The 19,396-nt window shown below is 44.1% G+C and carries 12 protein-coding genes; 8 read left to right on the forward strand and 4 right to left on the reverse strand.

The features are described 5' to 3' along the window. Positions 1–176: 176 nt before the first annotated feature. From QUA54_RS03510 to QUA54_RS03520, 3 genes are all read right to left on the reverse strand, one after another. Entirely contained in the window at positions 177–1,124 is a 948-nt protein-coding gene (locus tag QUA54_RS03510; RefSeq protein ID WP_333413287.1) for an NAD(P)-dependent alcohol dehydrogenase, read from the reverse strand. Between the two features lie 47 nt (positions 1,125–1,171). Further along, positions 1,172–1,318 carry a hypothetical protein gene (locus QUA54_RS03515; protein ID WP_333413289.1) on the reverse strand — a complete coding sequence of 49 codons (147 nt, stop codon included), beginning with the start codon at positions 1,316–1,318 and terminating at the stop codon, positions 1,172–1,174. Between the two features lie 207 nt (positions 1,319–1,525). Continuing rightward, complete coding sequence (locus QUA54_RS03520) at positions 1,526–3,676, reverse strand: EAL domain-containing protein (protein WP_333413291.1); 2,151 nt, start codon at positions 3,674–3,676, stop codon at positions 1,526–1,528. Between the two features lie 420 nt (positions 3,677–4,096). On the opposite strand from QUA54_RS03520, the gene kaiC reads away from it, so the two are divergent. From kaiC to QUA54_RS03560, 8 genes are all read left to right on the forward strand, one after another. Further along, the gene (gene kaiC, locus QUA54_RS03525) at positions 4,097–5,794 is read left to right on the forward strand and encodes a circadian clock protein KaiC (RefSeq protein WP_333413292.1); all 1,698 of its coding nucleotides are present in this window, start codon (positions 4,097–4,099) and stop codon (positions 5,792–5,794) included. A 25-nt stretch (positions 5,795–5,819) separates the two neighbouring features. Next, on the forward strand, positions 5,820–6,146 hold the full coding sequence (locus QUA54_RS03530; RefSeq protein ID WP_333413294.1) for a circadian clock KaiB family protein: 327 nt from the start codon (positions 5,820–5,822) through the stop codon (positions 6,144–6,146). Between the two features lie 30 nt (positions 6,147–6,176). Continuing rightward, entirely contained in the window at positions 6,177–6,566 is a 390-nt protein-coding gene (locus QUA54_RS03535; RefSeq protein ID WP_333413296.1) for a circadian clock KaiB family protein, read from the forward strand. Next, positions 6,541–9,243, forward strand: a complete 2,703-nt coding sequence (locus tag QUA54_RS03540) for a PAS domain S-box protein (protein WP_333413298.1) — start codon at positions 6,541–6,543, stop codon at positions 9,241–9,243. The genes QUA54_RS03535 and QUA54_RS03540 overlap by 26 nt, the downstream gene beginning before the upstream one ends. A 141-nt stretch (positions 9,244–9,384) precedes the next feature. Continuing rightward, positions 9,385–14,073: a PAS domain S-box protein gene (locus QUA54_RS03545; RefSeq protein ID WP_333413300.1), complete on the forward strand. Its 4,689-nt coding sequence runs from the start codon at positions 9,385–9,387 to the stop codon at positions 14,071–14,073. Positions 14,074–14,322: 249 nt separating this feature from the next. Then, positions 14,323–15,081 carry an SDR family oxidoreductase gene (locus QUA54_RS03550; protein ID WP_333413302.1) on the forward strand — a complete coding sequence of 253 codons (759 nt, stop codon included), beginning with the start codon at positions 14,323–14,325 and terminating at the stop codon, positions 15,079–15,081. Between the two features lie 182 nt (positions 15,082–15,263). Further along, positions 15,264–16,361: a DJ-1/PfpI/YhbO family deglycase/protease gene (locus QUA54_RS03555; RefSeq protein ID WP_333413304.1), complete on the forward strand. Its 1,098-nt coding sequence runs from the start codon at positions 15,264–15,266 to the stop codon at positions 16,359–16,361. Between the two features lie 540 nt (positions 16,362–16,901). Next, entirely contained in the window at positions 16,902–17,606 is a 705-nt protein-coding gene (locus QUA54_RS03560; protein WP_333413306.1) for a rhomboid family intramembrane serine protease, read from the forward strand. Positions 17,607–17,859: 253 nt separating this feature from the next. On the opposite strand, the gene QUA54_RS03565 is transcribed toward QUA54_RS03560, so the two are convergent. Beyond that, positions 17,860–19,396 (reverse strand): Ig-like domain-containing protein (locus tag QUA54_RS03565; protein WP_445301524.1); only part of this gene is annotated, 1,537 nt, incomplete at its 5' end.

The following is a 19,396-nucleotide window of genomic DNA, read 5'->3' on the forward strand; positions in this document are numbered from 1 at the left end:
CGCCAGTCTAGTTTTTCGTCGGTGTCGAAATAGGCGATAGACTCGGCGATTTGTCCTAGTTTAAATTTAACCATCCTCGCCGAATGTAAGCTTGAGTTTCTTCCGGTCGCGATTGGATTATCCGGTTCCAATCAGAGAGTTGTATTTCTAATTGCTTTTGGTTAAACATAATTTTTTTAACTGTCAATCCCGATCGCAATTTTGCCGACAGCGCGGCAAGTTTCGCTGTAAACGTGGGCTGCTGCTACTTCTTGTAAGCTGTAAGTGCGATCGACAATCGGCTCAACTTTACCGGATTCTATTAATTCCCGCAAAACCCCTAAATCGCTGGTATTGGCATTGGCTACAATTAATTTAGCTTTTTTACCCGATACAAACCAGCTCGTTAACATCGGTGCGAAGTTGTCAAAACTTGGCAAAGTCGAGATATAAACTCCCTCAGGTTGCAGGACTTTTTCGCATTCAGCAAATGTTCTTGTCCCGACAGCATCCAAGATTATATCATATTTATCCGGCTGTTGAGTAAAGTCAACTTCCGCGTAATCCAGGACAAAATCTGCTCCCAAACTCTTGACAAATTCTCTGTTTTTAGCGCTGCAAACTCCTGTTACTTCCGCATTCATTGCTTTTGCGACTTGCACGGCAAAAGTTCCGACTCCGCCGGAAGCCCCGTTAATCAATACTTTGTTTCCTGCTTGAATTTGACCCAAATCCCGGAGTGATTGCAAAGCTGTTAAACCGGCAATCGGTACTGCTGCTGCTTCTGCATGAGTGATGTTTTTCGGTTTAATTGCCGCATCGGATTCTGGCACGGCAGCGTATTCGGCACAAGCACCCCCATTGATGGGATTTAAGAAAGTATAAACTTCATCTCCGGGTTGAAATTGGGTTACTTCTGGGCCGACTTCCACGACAACTCCCGATATGTCAGAACCGACAATTCGAGGAAAGTTAAATCCTGTCAATAGTTGCAGGTGTCCTTGCCGGATTTTCCAGTCTACTGGATTGACGCTGCTAGCGCGAACTCGCACTAACAATTCATTGGATTTGGCGATCGGCTTTTCTAATTCTCGGTACTGCAATTCCTCGGCTGGACCGTAGCGATCGAACGCAACTGCTTTCATGGCAAATTTTCCGGTTTATTTCTAATAGAACACTCAATCCTGTACAATTACAGCACATTCCATCTCAAGGTGACACAGTAAATTGAGTCAGGCTTGTAGCAGCGGGCGATCGACTTTCTTGAAACATCCATACAGGGCGCAGGGGTCAGGCTATCAGCCCGCTGGCTGAGTGCGATCGATCGGCTGTACGTCATTTTACAGGCTGGCGATCGGATTTCTTACCTTGTTTATTGGTAATTACCTGTTCAATGAATCAGATTTAACTCACGCCCGCAACGAATTTTCCTCAAGGCTTTAGCAAAATATCAGGTTATTCTATCTGCCCAAAATACCCATGCCTTACTCACTATCTCATTATCAAGGTTTTATCCCAGAGTGACACAAGAGAGATAATGGGACGGCTAGCGATTAAAGTTAATAGGGACGGGACGGCCGATCCCATAACCCTGAGCATAATCTACTCCAATCTCCTGCAATTTTTCTAAGATAGTCTCGTCTTCGACAAACTCAGCTATAGTTTTAAGATTCATCGCATGGGCAATACCATTAAAGCCTTCAACTATCGCTTGAGAAATCAAATTCTGACTAATATTCTTAACAAAAGTACCATCAATTTTTAGATAATCAACTGGTAAATTGATCAGATACGCAAAGGAACTCAACCCACTGCCAAAATCATCTAAAGCAAAGCGACAGCCAATCTTTTTGAGTTCGCTCATGAAATATCTGGCTTGCTCAAAATTCGCGATGGCTGCGGTTTCCGTGATTTCAAAACAAATGCTCTGAGGAGGAATTTGGTAGCGAGGAAATTGTTCGATTAAAAACATCATAAATTGATTGTTACTAATGCTAGCGCCAGAAATATTGATCGTATATAAGCCATCAGTAAGAACCTGTTGCCCGGATAAATTATGATAATTAGAGAAAAAAGTTTCGATTACCCAACAATCGATCTTAGTTATCAAGCCATAACGCTCGGCGGCGGGAATAAACTCATTGGGAGCGACTATTTCTCCATTTTCGTCTAGCATTCTTAGCAAAATTTCATAATGCTCTAATGATGGGCTAGAGCTAATAGAGACAATCTTTTGGAAGTAGAGACGAAAATGATTGGTTTCCAACGCTCGGCTGATTTTGGAAACCACCAGTCTCTCACCACGTTGTCTAATTAGTTCGCCATCATCTAGGCTATAAACATGAATACAGTTGCGACCTTTGGCTTTGGCGGCATAACAAGCTGCATCAGCCGCTCCCAGAACAGGCATTAAATCTTGGCTGGTTTGGTCAATGGCAACAACTCCAATGCTGACCCCGATGATAAAGGTTTTGTTATTCCAAATAAACCGAAACTGATGCACTAGATCTTTGAGTTTTTCCGCAATCAGAGCTGCTTGAGATAGTGGACATTGAGTGAGCAAAAGACCAAATTCATCACCTCCCAAGCGAGCCAGCGTGTCATTAGCGCGCACTCCCTTTTGTAACAGTGCAGTGATTTGGCGCAGTAGCTCATCGCCAGCAATATGACCTGCGGTATCGTTAACTACTTTGAACTGATCTAAATCTAAATAACAGAGAGCGTGCTGCTGATTGCTAACTTGAACAGAAGCGATCGCCTCAATTAGCTGCTGTTCAAATCCTCTACGGTTGATTAAACCCGTCAGGGCATCGTGACTGGCTTCCCAATAAAGTTGCTTGGCAAGATAGCGCGATTCGGTAACATCATGAAAGACGATGACTGCCCCGATAATTTCGCCTTGGCGGTCTCGAATTGGTGCTGCTGAGTCCTCAATGCCGTACTCCGTCCCATCGCGAGCAATGAGAATAGTATGGTTAGCTAAGCCCACAATTTTCCCCTTTGACAGAGCTTGAGTTATAGGATTCTCTGCTGGCTTTTTCGTTACTTCATTAACGATTATGAAAACTTCAGACAGAGGCATTCCTTCAGTTTCCTCCGATGTCCAGCCTGTTAGTCGCTCAGCAACAGGATTGAAATATCTAATATTACCTTGAGCATCAGTAGTAATGACGGCATCGCCAATCGATTGCAATGTCACCTGAGCCAATTCCTTTTCGGCAAAAAGGGCATTTTCGAGGCGTTGATGTTCCTCAATCTCTTTAATGAGGCGCAAATTTTGTTCTTGAAGGCTTTTGCGGAGTCGTTGGATAGTCAGGTGAGTTTCGACACGCGCCAATACCTCTTCGACTTGAAACGGCTTGGCAATATAATCTACTCCTCCTGCGGCTAGCCCTTGCACCTTATTGAAAGTGTCATTGAGCGCACTCAAAAAAACAACTGGAATGTCTGCGGTGCGAACTTCAGATTTTAATTGTCTGCAAACTTCATAGCCATCCATATCTGGCAACTTAATGTCTAGTAAAATTAATTCCGTCGCTGGAGATTGGGCGGCTCTGAGCGCCATTGCCCCTGTCGTCGCACTACGAACCTTATAACCGTGTTCGCTCAATGTATCCCTCAGCAAACGCAGGTTTTCAGGTAAATCGTCAACGATTAAAATGTTGCCTAGATAGCTGGTAACTGAATCGCTAATCATATTCAGTAAGACTGTTAGTGCAATCCATTAGGTATGGGTCAGTTGTTTTGGTAAGTGGGTCTGATAGAATGTTGGTAACATTTTTTTGGGAACAGGCTAGCTTGTAACAATTCGGCTGCCTATCTTTTGTTACCATAAGTTAGCTCAATCTTTACTCGATCGTGGTTGCAGCCGGGTTATCACCCGCCCTGATCTATAGAAAGACTCTATTGCCCGCCTTCTCTCAATTGTTGCGATGTAATCCGCCACCTGCTGGCGCTTCCCTCAAGAAACGAAAAGCTATGGATACTCGATCGACAAAAAGTGATATTGTTAATCATACACGGGTAATAAAGACAATAGCACAGATTCCTAGACTGTCACAGGTAGGATAGTTGTGGGCTTATGTAAGTCCTATCAAAAATCATTTTTTATTTTATTATGGAAAAAAATCAACATCTACAATTATCCAAATGCCCAACGGGTATTCAGGGGCTTGATGAAATCACAGATGGAGGTTTACCCCAAGGCAGACCAATCTTAATCTGCGGGTCAGCGGGTTGCGGTAAGACATTATTTGGTGTGGAGTTTCTAGTGCGCGGCGCAACACTGTACGGGGAACCTGGAGTTTTACTTACCTTTGAAGAAACTGCGGCAGAAATCACTAAGAATGTCACATCTTTAGGCTGGAATTTAACTGAATTGAGCGCTCAAGGCAAAATATTAATCGATCATATTTATATTGAAGCCAGCGAAATTGAGGAAACAGGAGAATACGACCTAGAAGCCCTATTTATTCGTCTAGGGTATGCGATTCAAAAAATAGGGGCTAAACGGGTAGTTTTAGACACGATAGAAGTCTTGTTTGCTGGTTTAGCCAATGCCAACATTCTCCGAGCAGAATTGCGCCGTTTATTTCATTGGTTAAAAGACCAAGGTGTGACAGCCGTAATCACTGGGGAGAGAGGAGAACTGACCTTAACCCGTCAAGGTTTAGAAGAATATGTTTCGGATTGTGTGATCAAATTAGATCAAAAAACCGTTGGAGATATCGCCACAAGAACCATCCAAGTTGTCAAATATCGCGGCTCTCGCCACAGTAATAATGAGTATCCGTTTTTAATTGAAGAAAATGGCATTTCGGTCTTACCAATTACTTCTTTAACGTTAGACCATGAGGTTTCTAACGAGCGCATCTCAACGGGCATCCCGCAACTTGATGAAATGTTTGGCGGGCAGGGCTACTATCGGGGTAGCAGTATTCTTGTTACAGGCAGGGCAGGAACGGGGAAAACGACTCTTGCCGCTTATTTTGCCCAAGCAACCTGCCTGAGGGGCGAACGGTGTTTATATCTCGCCACTGAAGAATCCCCCCAACAAATTCTCCGTAATTTAAACTCGATTGGTCTTGACTTAGCCCCCTATGTAGAGCAGGGATTATTGCAATTTGATGCGGTACGTCCCACTAACTATAATTTAGAAATGCGTTTGTTTAAAATCCATCGCTGGGTCAAAGAATTTCAACCAAGTGCGATCGTAATCGATCCGATGAGTAATCTCATTTTGAGTGGAAGCTTTATGCAAACAAAAAGCTTTTTCATGCGCTTAATTGACTACTTAAAGAGTAAGCAAATCACCGTTTTCTTGACCGATTTAACTCCCGGTGATACTGACCGCGACCACGAACAGACAGAAATGGGTGTTTCCTCTCTGATGGATACTTGGTTAGAACTCCAAACCCTCAAGGTCAATGGGGAGCGCAATCGGATTCTCTATGCCCTCAAATCTCGCGGCATGATGCACTCAAATCAAGTACGAGAATTTGTGCTCACCAATCAAGGGGTAAACTTGGTGGAGGTTTACTTGGGAGATGGCAAGGTATTAACAGGAACGCAACGAATCAATCAATCACTAGAGGAACAATCTGCCGCTCGAAAACGGCGACAGAGTTTTGAACTCAAAAAACGCGAGTGTGAGCGAGAAAAACATCTCATAAAAGCTCAGATAAAAGCTCTGCAAATGCAATTAACCAATCGAGATGAGGAATTCACTTTGCTGATAGAAGAAGAAGAAGAATATCAAAAAACGGTGGTGGATAATCGAACCTCTATAGGAAGATTACGCCATCTTAACCCCTAAAATCTATTTTCTAAGGAGAAAAAACATGACCGATCATTTATCAGATACCGCTAACACAAAAAGAGCAGAGATTTGGCAACTGCGCTTATATGTGGCGGGACAAACCCCTAAATCTCTGCTTGCTTTTGCCAATTTGAAGAAAATCTGTGAGGAATATCTTAACGGTCAATATAGCATTGAAATTATTGACTTAAGTAAACAGCCCTATCTCGCCATAGAAGATAACATCGTTGCTCTACCGACCCTCGTCAGAAAATTGCCAGAACCGATTAAAAAGATTATTGGTGATTTATCGAATACTGAAAAAGTTTTAGTAGGACTGCACATAAGTCCTATTATGGATGAACACTAACTCAATATTTAGGCACTAACGGCACTAACGATGATTGACTCAGAAGATTTTAACCTAATAACCACAGAACTTTTTGAACAGGCTTTGTCCCAATCGCAGGAACAGTATTATATCCTACGTCTTTATATTGCAGGTACAACGCTCCAATCGGTGACGGCGTTGCAAAATATCAAAAAAATTTGTGAGCAGCATCTCCAAGGACGTTATGAATTAGAAGTTATTGATATTTATCAACAGACAGAAGCCGCTATTGCCGAGAATATTGTGGCTGTTCCCACCTTGATTAAACAGTTACCTACGCCCTTACAAAAGATCATTGGCAATTTATCGAATACGGAAAAAGTGTTAATGGGTCTTAATCTTGTGCCTAAAAATATCATTGAAGAGGAAAGCAATGAAGGACTCCCAAGCTCCTATTGAAAAGTTGCGCCAAGAAGTCGAAACGCTACAGCAGCAATTGGCCGAAGTGCAGGAACGCCTAAATGTGACGGAAGAAACGTTGCAGGCTATTTGTTCTGGCGAAGTTGACGCTGTTGTTGTTTCTACGCAGCAAGGGGAGCGAGTTTTTACGCTTCAGGGGGCAGATTATGTTTATCAGTGTTTAGTTGAACAAATGGGGGAAGGAGCAGCAACTGTCTCTTCTGAAGGCTTGATTTTGTACTGTAATAAGCGACTCTCAGAACTCTTAGATTTTTCTTTAAAAAACCTGATTGGCTCTAGCTTAGAAACCTTTATTGCCCCCAAGGATAGAAAAGCGTTTTTACTACTTTTACAGGAGGTTCAAGAAAAAGAAACTCTCACCAGAGAGTTATCTTTGATCGCGGCAACAGGAAATAAGGAAGTACCTGTCAAATTATCGCTTAAACAATTTAAAATAGATGAGCTTTTAGTTAATAGTATTATTATTACTGATATTACAGAATCGAAAATTAAAGAAGCTGCTAAACTCAGTCAAATTCTCAACAGCGCGATCGCCGTTATTAATAATTTTCGTCTTTTGACCGATGGGACGTTTAAAATCGATTCTTGGATAGGAGGAACCCAACAGCTTTTTGGCTATAGCTTAGAAGCCGTGCAAGCCGACTCTTCCCTAATTACGGCGAATATACTACCTGAAGATCGAGAAAAGGCTCTTGTCTCATTGGTGCAAAACATTAAAGGAGGGCGATCGGGCATCGTTGAGTATCGTTTTTTGCATGGCGATCGCACTATTCGCTGGCTTTCCTCAAACTATGTCGCTGAATGGGATCGAGAACAAGATTGTTGGGTGGGCATAGAAATTATTACGGATATTACCCAACGCAAAGAAACAGAGCAAAAAATTGCCGAACAAGCAGCCTTAATCGATCTTACTACTGATGCCATTTTTGTACACGATCTAGACGACCAGATTTTATTTTGGAATAAAGGAGCTGAACGTTTGTATGGTTGGACAGCAACCGAAATTATCGGGCAAAAAACTAAAACCTTATTTAACCAACCAATTGCTCAGACTAAGGCTATAAAAACAACTAGCGAACAAGGTATTTGGCAAAGTGAAATAAAACAAAATACCAAATCAGGCAAGAATATTATCGTAGAAAGCCGTAGAATCCTGGTAGAAAATCAATTTTTAAAGCTCAAATCTATTCTCGTAATTAACACTGATATTACCGAAAAAAAACAACTTGAAAAACAATTTTATCATGCCCAGAGATTAGAGAGCTTAGGAACGTTAGCAAGTGGAATTGCCCATGATTTCAATAACATTCTTACCCCGATTTTGAGCGTTACTCAAATGCTTGCTCTCAAATTTCCTAACCTGGATGATAAGACAGAAAGACTGTTTGCGATTCTTTCTAGCAGTGCTAGACGTGGGGCAGATTTGGTCAAGCAAATTCTTCTTTTCAGTAGAGGAACGGAAGGTAATTATGTAATATTACAGCTAGGCGACCTGCTCTTAGAAGTGATCGGTATTACTAAACAGACATTTCCTAAATCAATCGCAATTTCAGCGGAAATACCTACTAACGGACTGTGGAGAATCTCGGCTGATTCTACCCAAATGCACCAAGTATTTATGAATCTGATGATTAACGCCAGAGATGCGATACCAGACGAAGGAACTTTGACTATTTGCGCTGAAAATCGTCTATTAGGTAAACATGATGCCCTGATAAATTTGGAAGCAAAAGTAGGTTCTTATGTGGTGGTGACGGTTTCTGATACGGGAAGCGGCATCCCACCCGAATTGTTAAACCGAATTTTTGACCCGTTTTTCACGACCAAGGAAATTGGCAAAGGAACGGGACTAGGATTATCAACCGTGGCGGGGATTGTCAAAACTCATGGCGGTTTTGTCAAGGTTGATAGCGAGTTGGGCAAGGGGACCGAATTTAATATTTTTTTACCTGCTATAGAGGGAGAGGTGAATGTCATACCCCGAGAAAAATTAATGCCCAGAGGTAAGGGCGAGTTGATTTTAATTGTGGATGATGAAGCCTCTATTCAAGAGGTAACACAAACCGCTCTCGAAAACTATAACTACAGAACAATACTCGCTAGTGATGGGATTGAAGCCTTCGATCTCTATACCGAACATCAACAGGAAATCAGTGTTGTTTTAATGGATATGATGATGCCAAACCTGGATGGTGTTACCACAATTTGGGCGTTGCAAAAAATCAATCCTCTGGTGAATATAATTGCGACTAGCGGACTCGTTAACAATAGAAAACTGGCATTAGATGCTGATGTAAAAAACTTTTTATTGAAACCTTACACGATCGGAGAATTATTGCAAATGTTAACGGATATACTGTCGTTAGACGAGGATAAACTAGATGACATCTCGCCCATTACCTCTCAAGTTCCTTCTCCCCTGGCGAGGGTTGAATTATCCAAGGACGCTTTAGCAACAATGCCCTACGAATTGTTACAGCAAATGTATGAAGCGGCTTACTATTGTGATGCAGATGTCCTGCTGGAATTAATTGAACAAATACCGTCTTCTCAAGGGGCGATCGCGAATGCCCTCAAAGATTTAGTGCTAAATTTTAAAACGGATATCATTATGGAATTAACTGATTTATCTAAATTAGGGCTAAGGAACGATTAAAGCAGGTAAGCAAGGAGCCTCAATGCACATTAGTCCAGATGAGAGCGTGTTTTTGGCAAAGGGGATTCGTGACAATTAACGTCACTTTGCTTCTTGTAACATCAGGAAAACCTTTTCTCAACCCAAGCAGCCGATTTATTTATGAACAAGCACATTTCTCAACTGACAAGTGTATTCGTCATTGCGATCGGGTGTGTCGTCCTGCTCGGTTGGCAATTTGACATCTCCCTACTCAAAAGTGGTTTTCCCGGTATGACTTCGACCATGAAAGCAAACACGGCACTTTGCTTTTTGCTGGCTGGAGTTTCTTTGAGATTATTGCAGTACCAAAGACCAACCCGACTGCACTATCGAATTGCTCAAGGGACGGCCGGGTTGGTAATTGCGATCGGGCTGCTGACGCTGAGCGAGTATCTCTTTGGTTGGCATTTGAGTATCGATCAGTGGCTTTTCCGGGATGTCGCGTCTTCGGCGACTCCTTATCCGGGGCGAATGGGAGTGAATACCGCCTTAAATTTTGTGCTGATGGGAGTAGCACTATTACTGCTAGGGAAAAATTCGCAACGGGACACTTGGTTGGCTCAGATTTGCAGTAGCGTTGCGGCTTTAATTTCTCTGCTAGCTTTATTTGGACACATCTTTGAGGTCAATATTTTCACCCAACTGATCTTAATTACAACTACTCAAGCCTTAAACACGATCCTCACCTTTTTCATCCTCTATGGAGGAATTTTATTGCTCCGACCCAAGGAAGGGTTAATGCAAGAAGTCACCAGTCCGCTAGTCGGCGGAGTCATGTTGCGGTGGTTCCTGCCTTGGGCGATCGTCTTTCCATTGACAATAAACTGGTTAGTTTTTGAAGGGCAAAAATTACGCTGGTATAGCCCTGAATTTGGCAATACAATCCGCTCAACTATAGTGATTTGCACGTTCTCAATTCTGAGCTGGGGGACGGCTCGATTTCTCAACCAGATAGATAGCAAGCGCCAACAAACCCAAGCAGAGCTGCAAAAACTTAATGAAACTTTAGAAAATCTTGTGACTCAACGGACAGAAGCTGTACGAAAATCACAGGCTCGTTTTGCTGGAATTCTAGAAATCGCCAATGATGCAATCATTTCAGTCGATCGCACTCAACGCATTACCCTGTTTAATCAAGGGGCGGAAAAGATTTTCGGCTATAAAACTGAGGAAGTTTTAGGGCAACCCCTGAGCTTACTACTGCCAGAACAGTTTAGGAATGCTCACCAGCAGCATATCCAACAATTTGCTCAATCTTCTGGTATAGCGCGAAGGATGGGAGAACGAGGTGAGATTTGGGGTCGCCGTCAAGATGGCACTCAGTTTCCTGCTGAAGCCTCAATTTCTAGGCTGGAAATAGGAGACGAAACGGTATTTACGGTTATGCTGCGCGATATCAGCGATCGCAAACAGGCTGAGGAAGAATTACTTCAAACAACGACGCTGCAAAAAGCTATTTTAGATAGTGCCAACTACAGCATCATTTCCACCGCCCTAGATGGTACGATTCTTACCTTTAACAAAGCCGCCGAGAGATGGCTGGGATATAGTGCCGAAGAAGTTTTGGGGAAAGCAACACCTGCGATGCTTCACGACAAGGAGGAAGTCGTGCATCGCGCCCAAGATTTATCTGTCCAAATGGGAATCTCCATCGAACCAGGATTTGAGACTTTTGTTGCCAAGGCACATCTTGGAGAGACAGACGAGTACGAATGGTCGTACATCCGCAAAGATGGTAGTCGCTTTCCGTTACTCCTCTCGGTGACAGGTTTATATGACCCAGAAGGCAATATCACAGGGTTTCTCGGCATTGGAACCGATATTACCCTCCGCAAGCAAGCAGAAGCATCACTGGCACGCATGGCAGCGATTGTGGAATACTCTGGTGAGGCAATTATTAGCAAGTCCTTAGACGGCATCATTTTAAGCTGGAACAATGCAGCAGAAAAAATCTTTGGCTACAAGGCTGAAGAAATCATAGGACAATCGATCGCCATTCTAATTCCACCCAATCTGATTTACGAAGAACAGCAAATCCTCGAAACGATTCGACAAGGAGAAAAGATTAAAAACTATGAAACTGTGCGCGTACGCAAAGATGGACAACTTATCCACATCTCTTCCACCATATCACCACTAAAGGACACAACAGGCAGAATTGTTGGGGCTTCTGTAATTAAACGCGACATCAGCGATCGCAAACGAGCTGAAAACGATCGCAAACAAATTGAGACAGCTTTACGAAACAGTGAAGAGCAGTTTCGCCATGCGTTTGAAGATGCCTCGATCGGGATGGCGATCCTTTCCCTTGACGGGCATTGGCTTAAAGTCAATCCTGCCCTGTGCCAGATTGTTGGCTACTCCTCAGAAGAGCTGTTAACACTAACTTTTGAAGACATTACCTATCCTGAAGATTTAGCAGTGGATATTAATAATAGGCGTAATCTATTAGCAGGAACGATTTCAACTTACCAACGAGAAAAACGTTATGTGCATAAGCAAGGAGATATTGTTTGGATTCTGCTGAATGGATCGGTAGTACAAGATGAGCAGGGAAATCCACTGCATATTATTGCTCAAATTCAAGACATCACGGCTCGAAAAAAAGTTCAAAAGACACTCGAACTGCAAGGCATTATTATGAATAATATGGCAGGGGGAGTGTGTTTAGTCAAAGCCTCAGACTTGACGATCGTCTACACTAATCCTAAATTTGATGCGATGTTTGGCTACCGAGAGGCCGAACTCGCAGGTCAACCCGTTGGTGTAATAAATTATGTCGATACACAGATTACACCCGACGAAACCGTTGAAGATATCGTCACTATAGTCGATCGGGACGGGGAAGCGAAATATGAAGTCTACAACAAAAAAAAAGATGGCACACTCTTTTGGTGCAGAGTTCATACCTCTAAGTTTGAGCATCCTGAATACGGAACTGTATATGTTGCCGTTCAGCACGATATAACAAAGCTAAAACTGTCTGAACAAGCCTTGCAAGCTACCACAAACCGCCTCAACTTTCTCCTCAACTACAGTCCTGTCGTTATTTTTAGCAGTAAAGTTGATGGCGAGTATGGCCCAACATTCATCAGCGAAAACATCAAAGACGTAATCGGCTACGAAACCAAAGAATTTTTAGAACAGTCTGGATTTTGGATCGATCATCTGCATCCAGATGATGTAGACCAGGTGCTTAATGGACTAACAAATCTATTCACCGATGGTTTTTATTTTCAGGAATTCCGTCTTCTGCACTCAGATGGGAATTATCGCTGGATACTCCAACAACTCAAGCTAATTCGCGATCGTGAAGGGAGACCAGTGGAAATTTTGGGATATTTAATTGATATTAGCGATCGCAAACAAGCTGAGGTGGAAATTCGCCAAGCGAAGGAAGCAGCAGAAGCAGCCAACAAAGCCAAGAGTGTCTTCCTCGCGAATATGAGCCACGAACTCCGCACCCCCCTCAACTCGATTTTAGGATTCACGCAATTGATGAGCGATGAGAGCGCTCTGACTCCTTCTCTCCAAGAGCGCTTGCAGATTGTCAATCGTAGCGGTAAACATTTGTTGGACTTGATTAACGATATTTTAGATTTATCCAAAATCGAGAGCGGACGGATGACGCTCAATCCTTCTGACTTTGATTTGACAAATTTGCTGACTTCTCTTGAAGAAATGCTGCAACTTAAAGCCCATTCTAGAGAATTGCAACTAATTGTAGATCCCGATCCCGATCTTCCCCAATTTGTGCGTACCGACAAGAAAAAACTATATCAAGTCTTGGTCAATCTGCTCGGTAATGCGATTAAATTTACCAAGCAAGGAAGCATCACCTTACGAGTAAGAGCAGCACAAAGAGACAAAACCTCTCGTCACCTATGTTTTGAAATTGAGGATACAGGCGTGGGAATTGCTCCAACAGAAATTGACAGCCTATTTAAGTTATTCGTGCAAACCCAAGCTGGGAATAATTTGAGTCAAGGCACTGGGCTTGGTTTAGCGATCAGTCAAAAACTCGTCCAACTCATGGGCGGTCAAATCCGGGTTAAAAGCACTTTGAACCGAGGTAGCACTTTTTCCTTTGAGATTGGTGTACAGTTACCTCAAGCAGAATCCTTACCCCCAGAATCAATTAATCAAAGAGTAATTGGTTTAGCTCCTGGACAACCAACCTACCGTATCCTTGTTGTTGAAGATTTAGCAGAAAATCGCCGCTTGTTAGTCGAGATCCTGACCTCCATTGGCTTTGAGGTGAGAGAAGCAACACAGGGAGTTGAGGCAATCTCACTGTGGGAGAGTTGGTTGCCGCACCTGATTTTCATGGATCTGCGAATGCCAATCATGGACGGCTACACAGCTACTAAATGTATTAGACAACGCCCTAACAACCAAGAAACTGTCATTATTGCTTTAACTGCCAGTGTTTTTGAAGAAGAGCGAGAGGACGTTCTCATGGCTGGCTGTAACGAATTTATGAGCAAGCCATTTCAGCAGAAAGAAATTTTTGACAAACTCGCTAAATATTTGGGAGTGCAATATATTTACGAAGCCCTAGGAGCAACTCCAAACAAACTATTAGCTGAAAGGCTGTCTGTAGAAGATATATCCGTGATGTCCCCTCAGTGGTTAGAACAAATGTATCAAGCCGCTTACTATCTCGATACCGAAGTTATGAACGAATTAATCGTACAAATTCCCGAATCTAAAGCAGGTTTGTCCAAGGCACTAACGGATTATATCAATAATTTTAATTCGGACAGAATTATGGAGTTAATTCGACCTCTGCTGCCGAATCCACTGTAGTTATCGAGTTTAAGGATAAAGAAGCTATAGTGCTGTAAGCAGTGCCTATATTTCCAATAGAAACCAACATGGGAAAGAATTCGGAATTTTTTGGACAGGTTTATTGCAGATATCCATCAGTATGAGGCAATGGCATACACATTGGATGGAATGTGCTGTATCATATAGCAATTCTATTTCGTGTGTGAAGGGGGTTTATTTTTTTTATGAACCGCAGAGGGTACAGAGAAAGAGAAAAGAGATAGAGAAATGATTGATTTAACAGGCAAGGTAATTTTAGTAACTGGCGGCTCGAAGGGGATTGGTGCAGTGACGGTGCGGACTCTGGTTAATGCAGGGGCTGAGGTGATTTTGCATTACTCTCGCAGTCAAACTGAAGCTGAAGCGGTAGCAGCAAGTGTTGCGCGCGATAGATGTTATTTATTGGCTGCAGATTTGATGCTGGAAAACGCGGCCTCGACTTTGTGGCGAGATGCTTTAAAATGGCGGGGTCATATTGATATTATAGTTAACAATGCTGGAATAATGCAGTCAGCGGGAATAGAGGACGAGTTCGATATTTGGTCGTCTGCTTGGCAGCAAACTCTACAAGTTAATTTAGTTGCCGTTGCCGACTTGTGCCGCGAAGCAATTATTTATTTTAAAACTCGAAGTGGAGGTACAATTATTAATATAGCAAGTCGCGCTGCTTTTCGCGGGGATGACCCGAATTATCTGCACTACGCCGCGTCAAAAGGTGCTGTTGTTGCTTTAACTCGCAGCATTGCTAGAGGGTTTGCGGCTGATAATATTTTGGCTTTTACAGTTGCACCGGGATTTGTCAGTACAGAAATGTCTAATCAGTTTATTCAAAAGTGCGGCGAAGCGGATATTATTCGCGATATCCCGATCGGCAAAATCGCTCCTCCTCAAGATGTTGCCAATGTTATCGCGTTTTTAGCGTCGGGTTTGGCTGCGCACGCTACCGGGACTACGATCGACATTAATGGAGCCTCTTACGTGCATTGATGCGATCGCACAACTTGCACAAAATATCTAATTGTAGGGTGCGCATCGGGCACTTTACGACTACCTCCAAAGACTCACGAAAGCACATTTTTCCTAGAACCAATTTATCACTTTAGCCAGACGCGAAAACAGCAACAAATGAATTAAGTTTAGAGAAAAGACTACTTGAAGGGAAACTGATTATGACAGCCGATAACAATGGCCAAACCAAACGAGTTGCCATACTCATCGAAAATGGAGTTGAAGATTCGGAATTTCTCGTTCCTTACAATGGCTTAAAACAAGCAGGATTTGAAGTAGTTGTCCTCGGTTCGCGGACAAACGAAAAGTATGCAGGGAAACAAGGAAAACTTGCCATGCAAGCAGACGGAACTACCACAGAAGCAGTCCCCGCAGAATTCGATGCAGTGATAATTCCCGGCGGTATGGCTCCCGATACAATGCGGACTAATCCCAATACAGTACATTTTGTACGTGAAGCATTTGAGCAAGGAAAAATCGTCGCTGCTGTTTGCCACGGCCCGCAAGTTTTGATTGAAGCAGACTTGCTGAAAGGCAAAAATGCGACTGGTTTCTTGGCAATTAAAACAGACATGATCAATGCCGGAGCTAACTACATCAACGAAGCTTTAGTAGTTGACGGCAACTTGATAACTTCCCGCCAACCGGGAGATTTAGCCATATTTACCACCGCAATTCTGGCTCGCCTCGGTTACGGCGGAAAAGAAGTCGCTTTGCCAGAAGAAACTGACACAAATGCAGAATGGTGGAAATTAGCTAATGGTTGGGGTGGCTCAACACAAGGCGACATTGTTAAAGGTTTGAATACCGCCCTCGCAGGGGAACGCTATGCTTGCGAAGCCTTTCAAAATTATGCGGAAAAAACCCAAGACAGCGATTTGCGATCGCTCTTGAGAGAAATGATTCAAAATAAACAGAACCACATCCTCGCTCTCGAAAAGCGCCTCAACGATTTCGGCGAAAAACCCTCAATTCCCGCCCAAATTGCTGACAAATACGCTAAATTAAAAGCCTCGATGCAAGGAACCGATGAAACGTTCTTGCTGCGGAGCACTCTGGGTGATTTGCAAACCGGTGTTGTCGATATCAACAACCTGCGGGTGAAGTTCACAGATCCCGTATCAACTGCCATTTTGACAGAGATAGAATCGGATTTGTCCAAGTGCGAGCAAGTCGTTGCTAAACTCTACCGCGCCCGTGCAGTTTCCCAGGAAATTAAGTCGCCTAAACCTTCGACTAGCCCTGCTGTAAAAATGTAATTAGCAGGCGGATAAATAAGTTTGTAGTTTTGTTGAGAGGTGAAAACCCGTACCAATATCGCAACTACAAACTTGCTCTGCAATCCTACAATCTACGCTTTTGCGGTAAAATAAAACCCTACACTAAAAAGCAGATATTCAACTAACTGCAAGGTGAAGGGTTTTATTAAATGGGTTTTATTTTTGTTTCAGCCGGACACGGGGGGTTTGAAGGAAGCTTGCGGCCTCGGGGGGCGGTACAAGCCCCCGGATTCATCCGTGTAGAAATAAAAAATATAGTATCCGATAACCAGCCCCCGGATTCATCCGTCAAGTCGCTTTCTTCAATTCTAAAATCTAAAATCTAAAATCTAAAATCGATTAACCACCCCCCGGATACATCCGTTAAGTCGCTTTCTTCAATTCTTCAATTCTAAAATCTAAAATCTAAAATCTAAAATCTAAAATCGATTGGCTTGTTTCCTCTTCCTTTAGACAGGAGACACCTGGGCTATAAATGCGCTACTGTGTTGCCAATATTTTGATGAGGAAAAAAAGGCTGTGGTTCCCTTACGCGATGACAATCCCATTAGTATCACTCCCTACGTCACCTACGGGCTGATTGCCGCAAACATATTAGTATTTTTGTACGAACTCAGTTTAGGCGATCGACAATTAACCCAATTCTTCTACTCTTGGGCCGTAATTCCTTGCCAGTTAAGCAATATGTGTCGGGTTGCTCTGCCACTTTCGCCATTTCCCGAATGGACGACACTAATTAGTTCCCAATTCCTGCACGCAGGTTTTCTCCACATTGCCGGAAATATGTTATTTTTGTGGATTTTTGGCAACAACGTAGAAGACCGTTTAGGACACGTCAAATTTATAATATTTTACCTTACTTGCGGCGTTTTAGCATCACTAACTCAGTGGTATTTTTCCTCAGCATCGCCCATTCCGTCCCTGGGTGCTAGCGGCGCGATTGCAGGCGTCATGGGAGCTTACATTCTCAGATATCCCCAAGCAAAAGTTCTGACACTGCTTCCCTTGGGAATCTTTATTACCACCGTCAGAGTCCCCGCTTTCTTCTTTCTAGGGTTTTGGTTTGCACAGCAAGCATTGAGCGGCTTGGCTTCCTTAAATGCCCCGGCAAGTGTCGGCATGGAATCCGGCGGAGTTGCTTACTGGGCCCACGCCGGCGGCTTTGTTTTCGGCGCTATTCTCGGCCCTTTATTGGGATTGTTTTCTGAAGATAATCAGATTTAATTTTTTACCACACTGAAAGAAATTAACGCAGATAAACTGGTAACGAAATCGGCATTTATCTGCGTTAATCTGCGGTTTCAAACCTCTTATCTTTCTCAAAGTTCGGTGCTATGCTTTGCCCTTTTTTGGGCTTGTTTTCTGAAGATAATGAAATTTACCTTTTCACCACAGATTAACGCAAATTAACGCAGAGAAACGATCCACAAAATGGCGTTTATCTGCGTTAATTTGCTGTTAAAAACCTCTTATCTTTTTAGATAAAAGTAAAGTCAAATTCCGAAAGAGAAGAAACCCCCGTTACACCATTTAACTTCGCCAAAATGCGGGAGTCGCTGCCGGTGGCGTTATTGCCATTGCCGTCATAAATGATGTAAGTATTGCCGCCGGAATCGTAGGCAAACAAGAAAGCAGTTCCTCCCAGAATATTTGCAGAAACAGTGGTCTGCACTTCCAGCAGAACTTGGGTGTTACCGCTGAGATTGGCAAATCCGGGGGCAAAATTAAACTGATCGGCGATCGGCACACCGAGGCCGTTAAAATCAGTAATCACATCGTATCCGCCCGCCGCGATCGCAGCATCGATCGCCGCCGAAGAAGCCGCATCAAAAGCCGGCCCACCTTGTGCAGGGCTGGTATAGCGGAATTGATTGCTGCCGCCGCCCCCCGTCATGGTATCTGCGCCGAGGCCGCCTACAAGCACGTCGTTATCCAAACCGCCGTCCATGCTATCGTTGCCGCCTTGACCGTCAATTGTATCGCTGCCCGCTAAACCGTTCAGATTGTCCGGCAAAGAACCCCCAACCAAATTGTTAGGCCCGCTATCAGCCGGCAATATTTGAACGGTGACAGTACCTACGCCCGGAACTGTCCCGAACCCGTCGCTGACGCTGTAGGTGAAAGCAGTTGTACCCGCTACGTTGCCGGGGATGAATTGCACTTGAGAGACAAGATTTACAGCTATCCCCAGTTGCGGTGTGCTGACATTGATAATGCTGAGCGGCCCTTTTTGCGGGCTGGAATCGTTCGCCAGCACGTCGATGAAAGTGGGCAGCAAATTATTCGTACTCGTAAATACGATGCCGTCATTGACAGCAATGGGCGACAGGGTAGTTGGAACAGTTACGGAGGTATCGAAAGAATTGATGTTAATCGCTACTGACGCTGCTGCCGTGCCGCCTTGGTCGTCAGCTACGCTGTAGCTGAAAGAACCGGCTTGCCCGATCGCGTTTGTTCCCGGTTGAAATGTCAGCCCGAGTAAATCCTGAACTGTTAACTTTTGGTTCACGGTGAGGGGGTTCGTACCCGTAATTACCTGACCAAAAGTAGGATTGGGAAGTCCGACTACCGCGATCGACAGCGGCTGGCCTTCCGGGTCGCTGGGCGCCGAAATGCTCAGAGACAGAGGCAAATTCTGCAAACCAGTCACCGTCTTGCCCGCTTCCACGATCGGCGGCTGGTTAGGAGTCGGAGATGTAAAACTGGGCGGAGTCGGCCCCCCGCCCAAAGGCGGAGGAGTTGGGGTTGTCGCCGTTGGAGTCGGGACTATGGAAGGACTCGGACTCGGGGTTGTCCCGCCCGCAGTCGGAGTCGGAGTCGGACTCGGAACCTGTGTCGGCAATGTCCCCGGTGCCGGAGTCGGACTCGGAGTTGTTCCCGGCGACGCAGTTGGACTCGGAGTTGTCCCCGGTGATGGTGATGGACTCGGACTCGGTGCCGGAGTTGGAGTCGTCGCGGCCGGAGTTGGAGTCGTCGCGGCCGGAGTCGGAGTCGTCGCGGCCGGAGTTGGAGTT

This window comes from Microcoleus sp. MOSTC5, assembly GCF_036701825.1.
Taxonomy (GTDB): Bacteria; Cyanobacteriota; Cyanobacteriia; order Cyanobacteriales; family Microcoleaceae; genus Microcoleus; species Microcoleus asticus.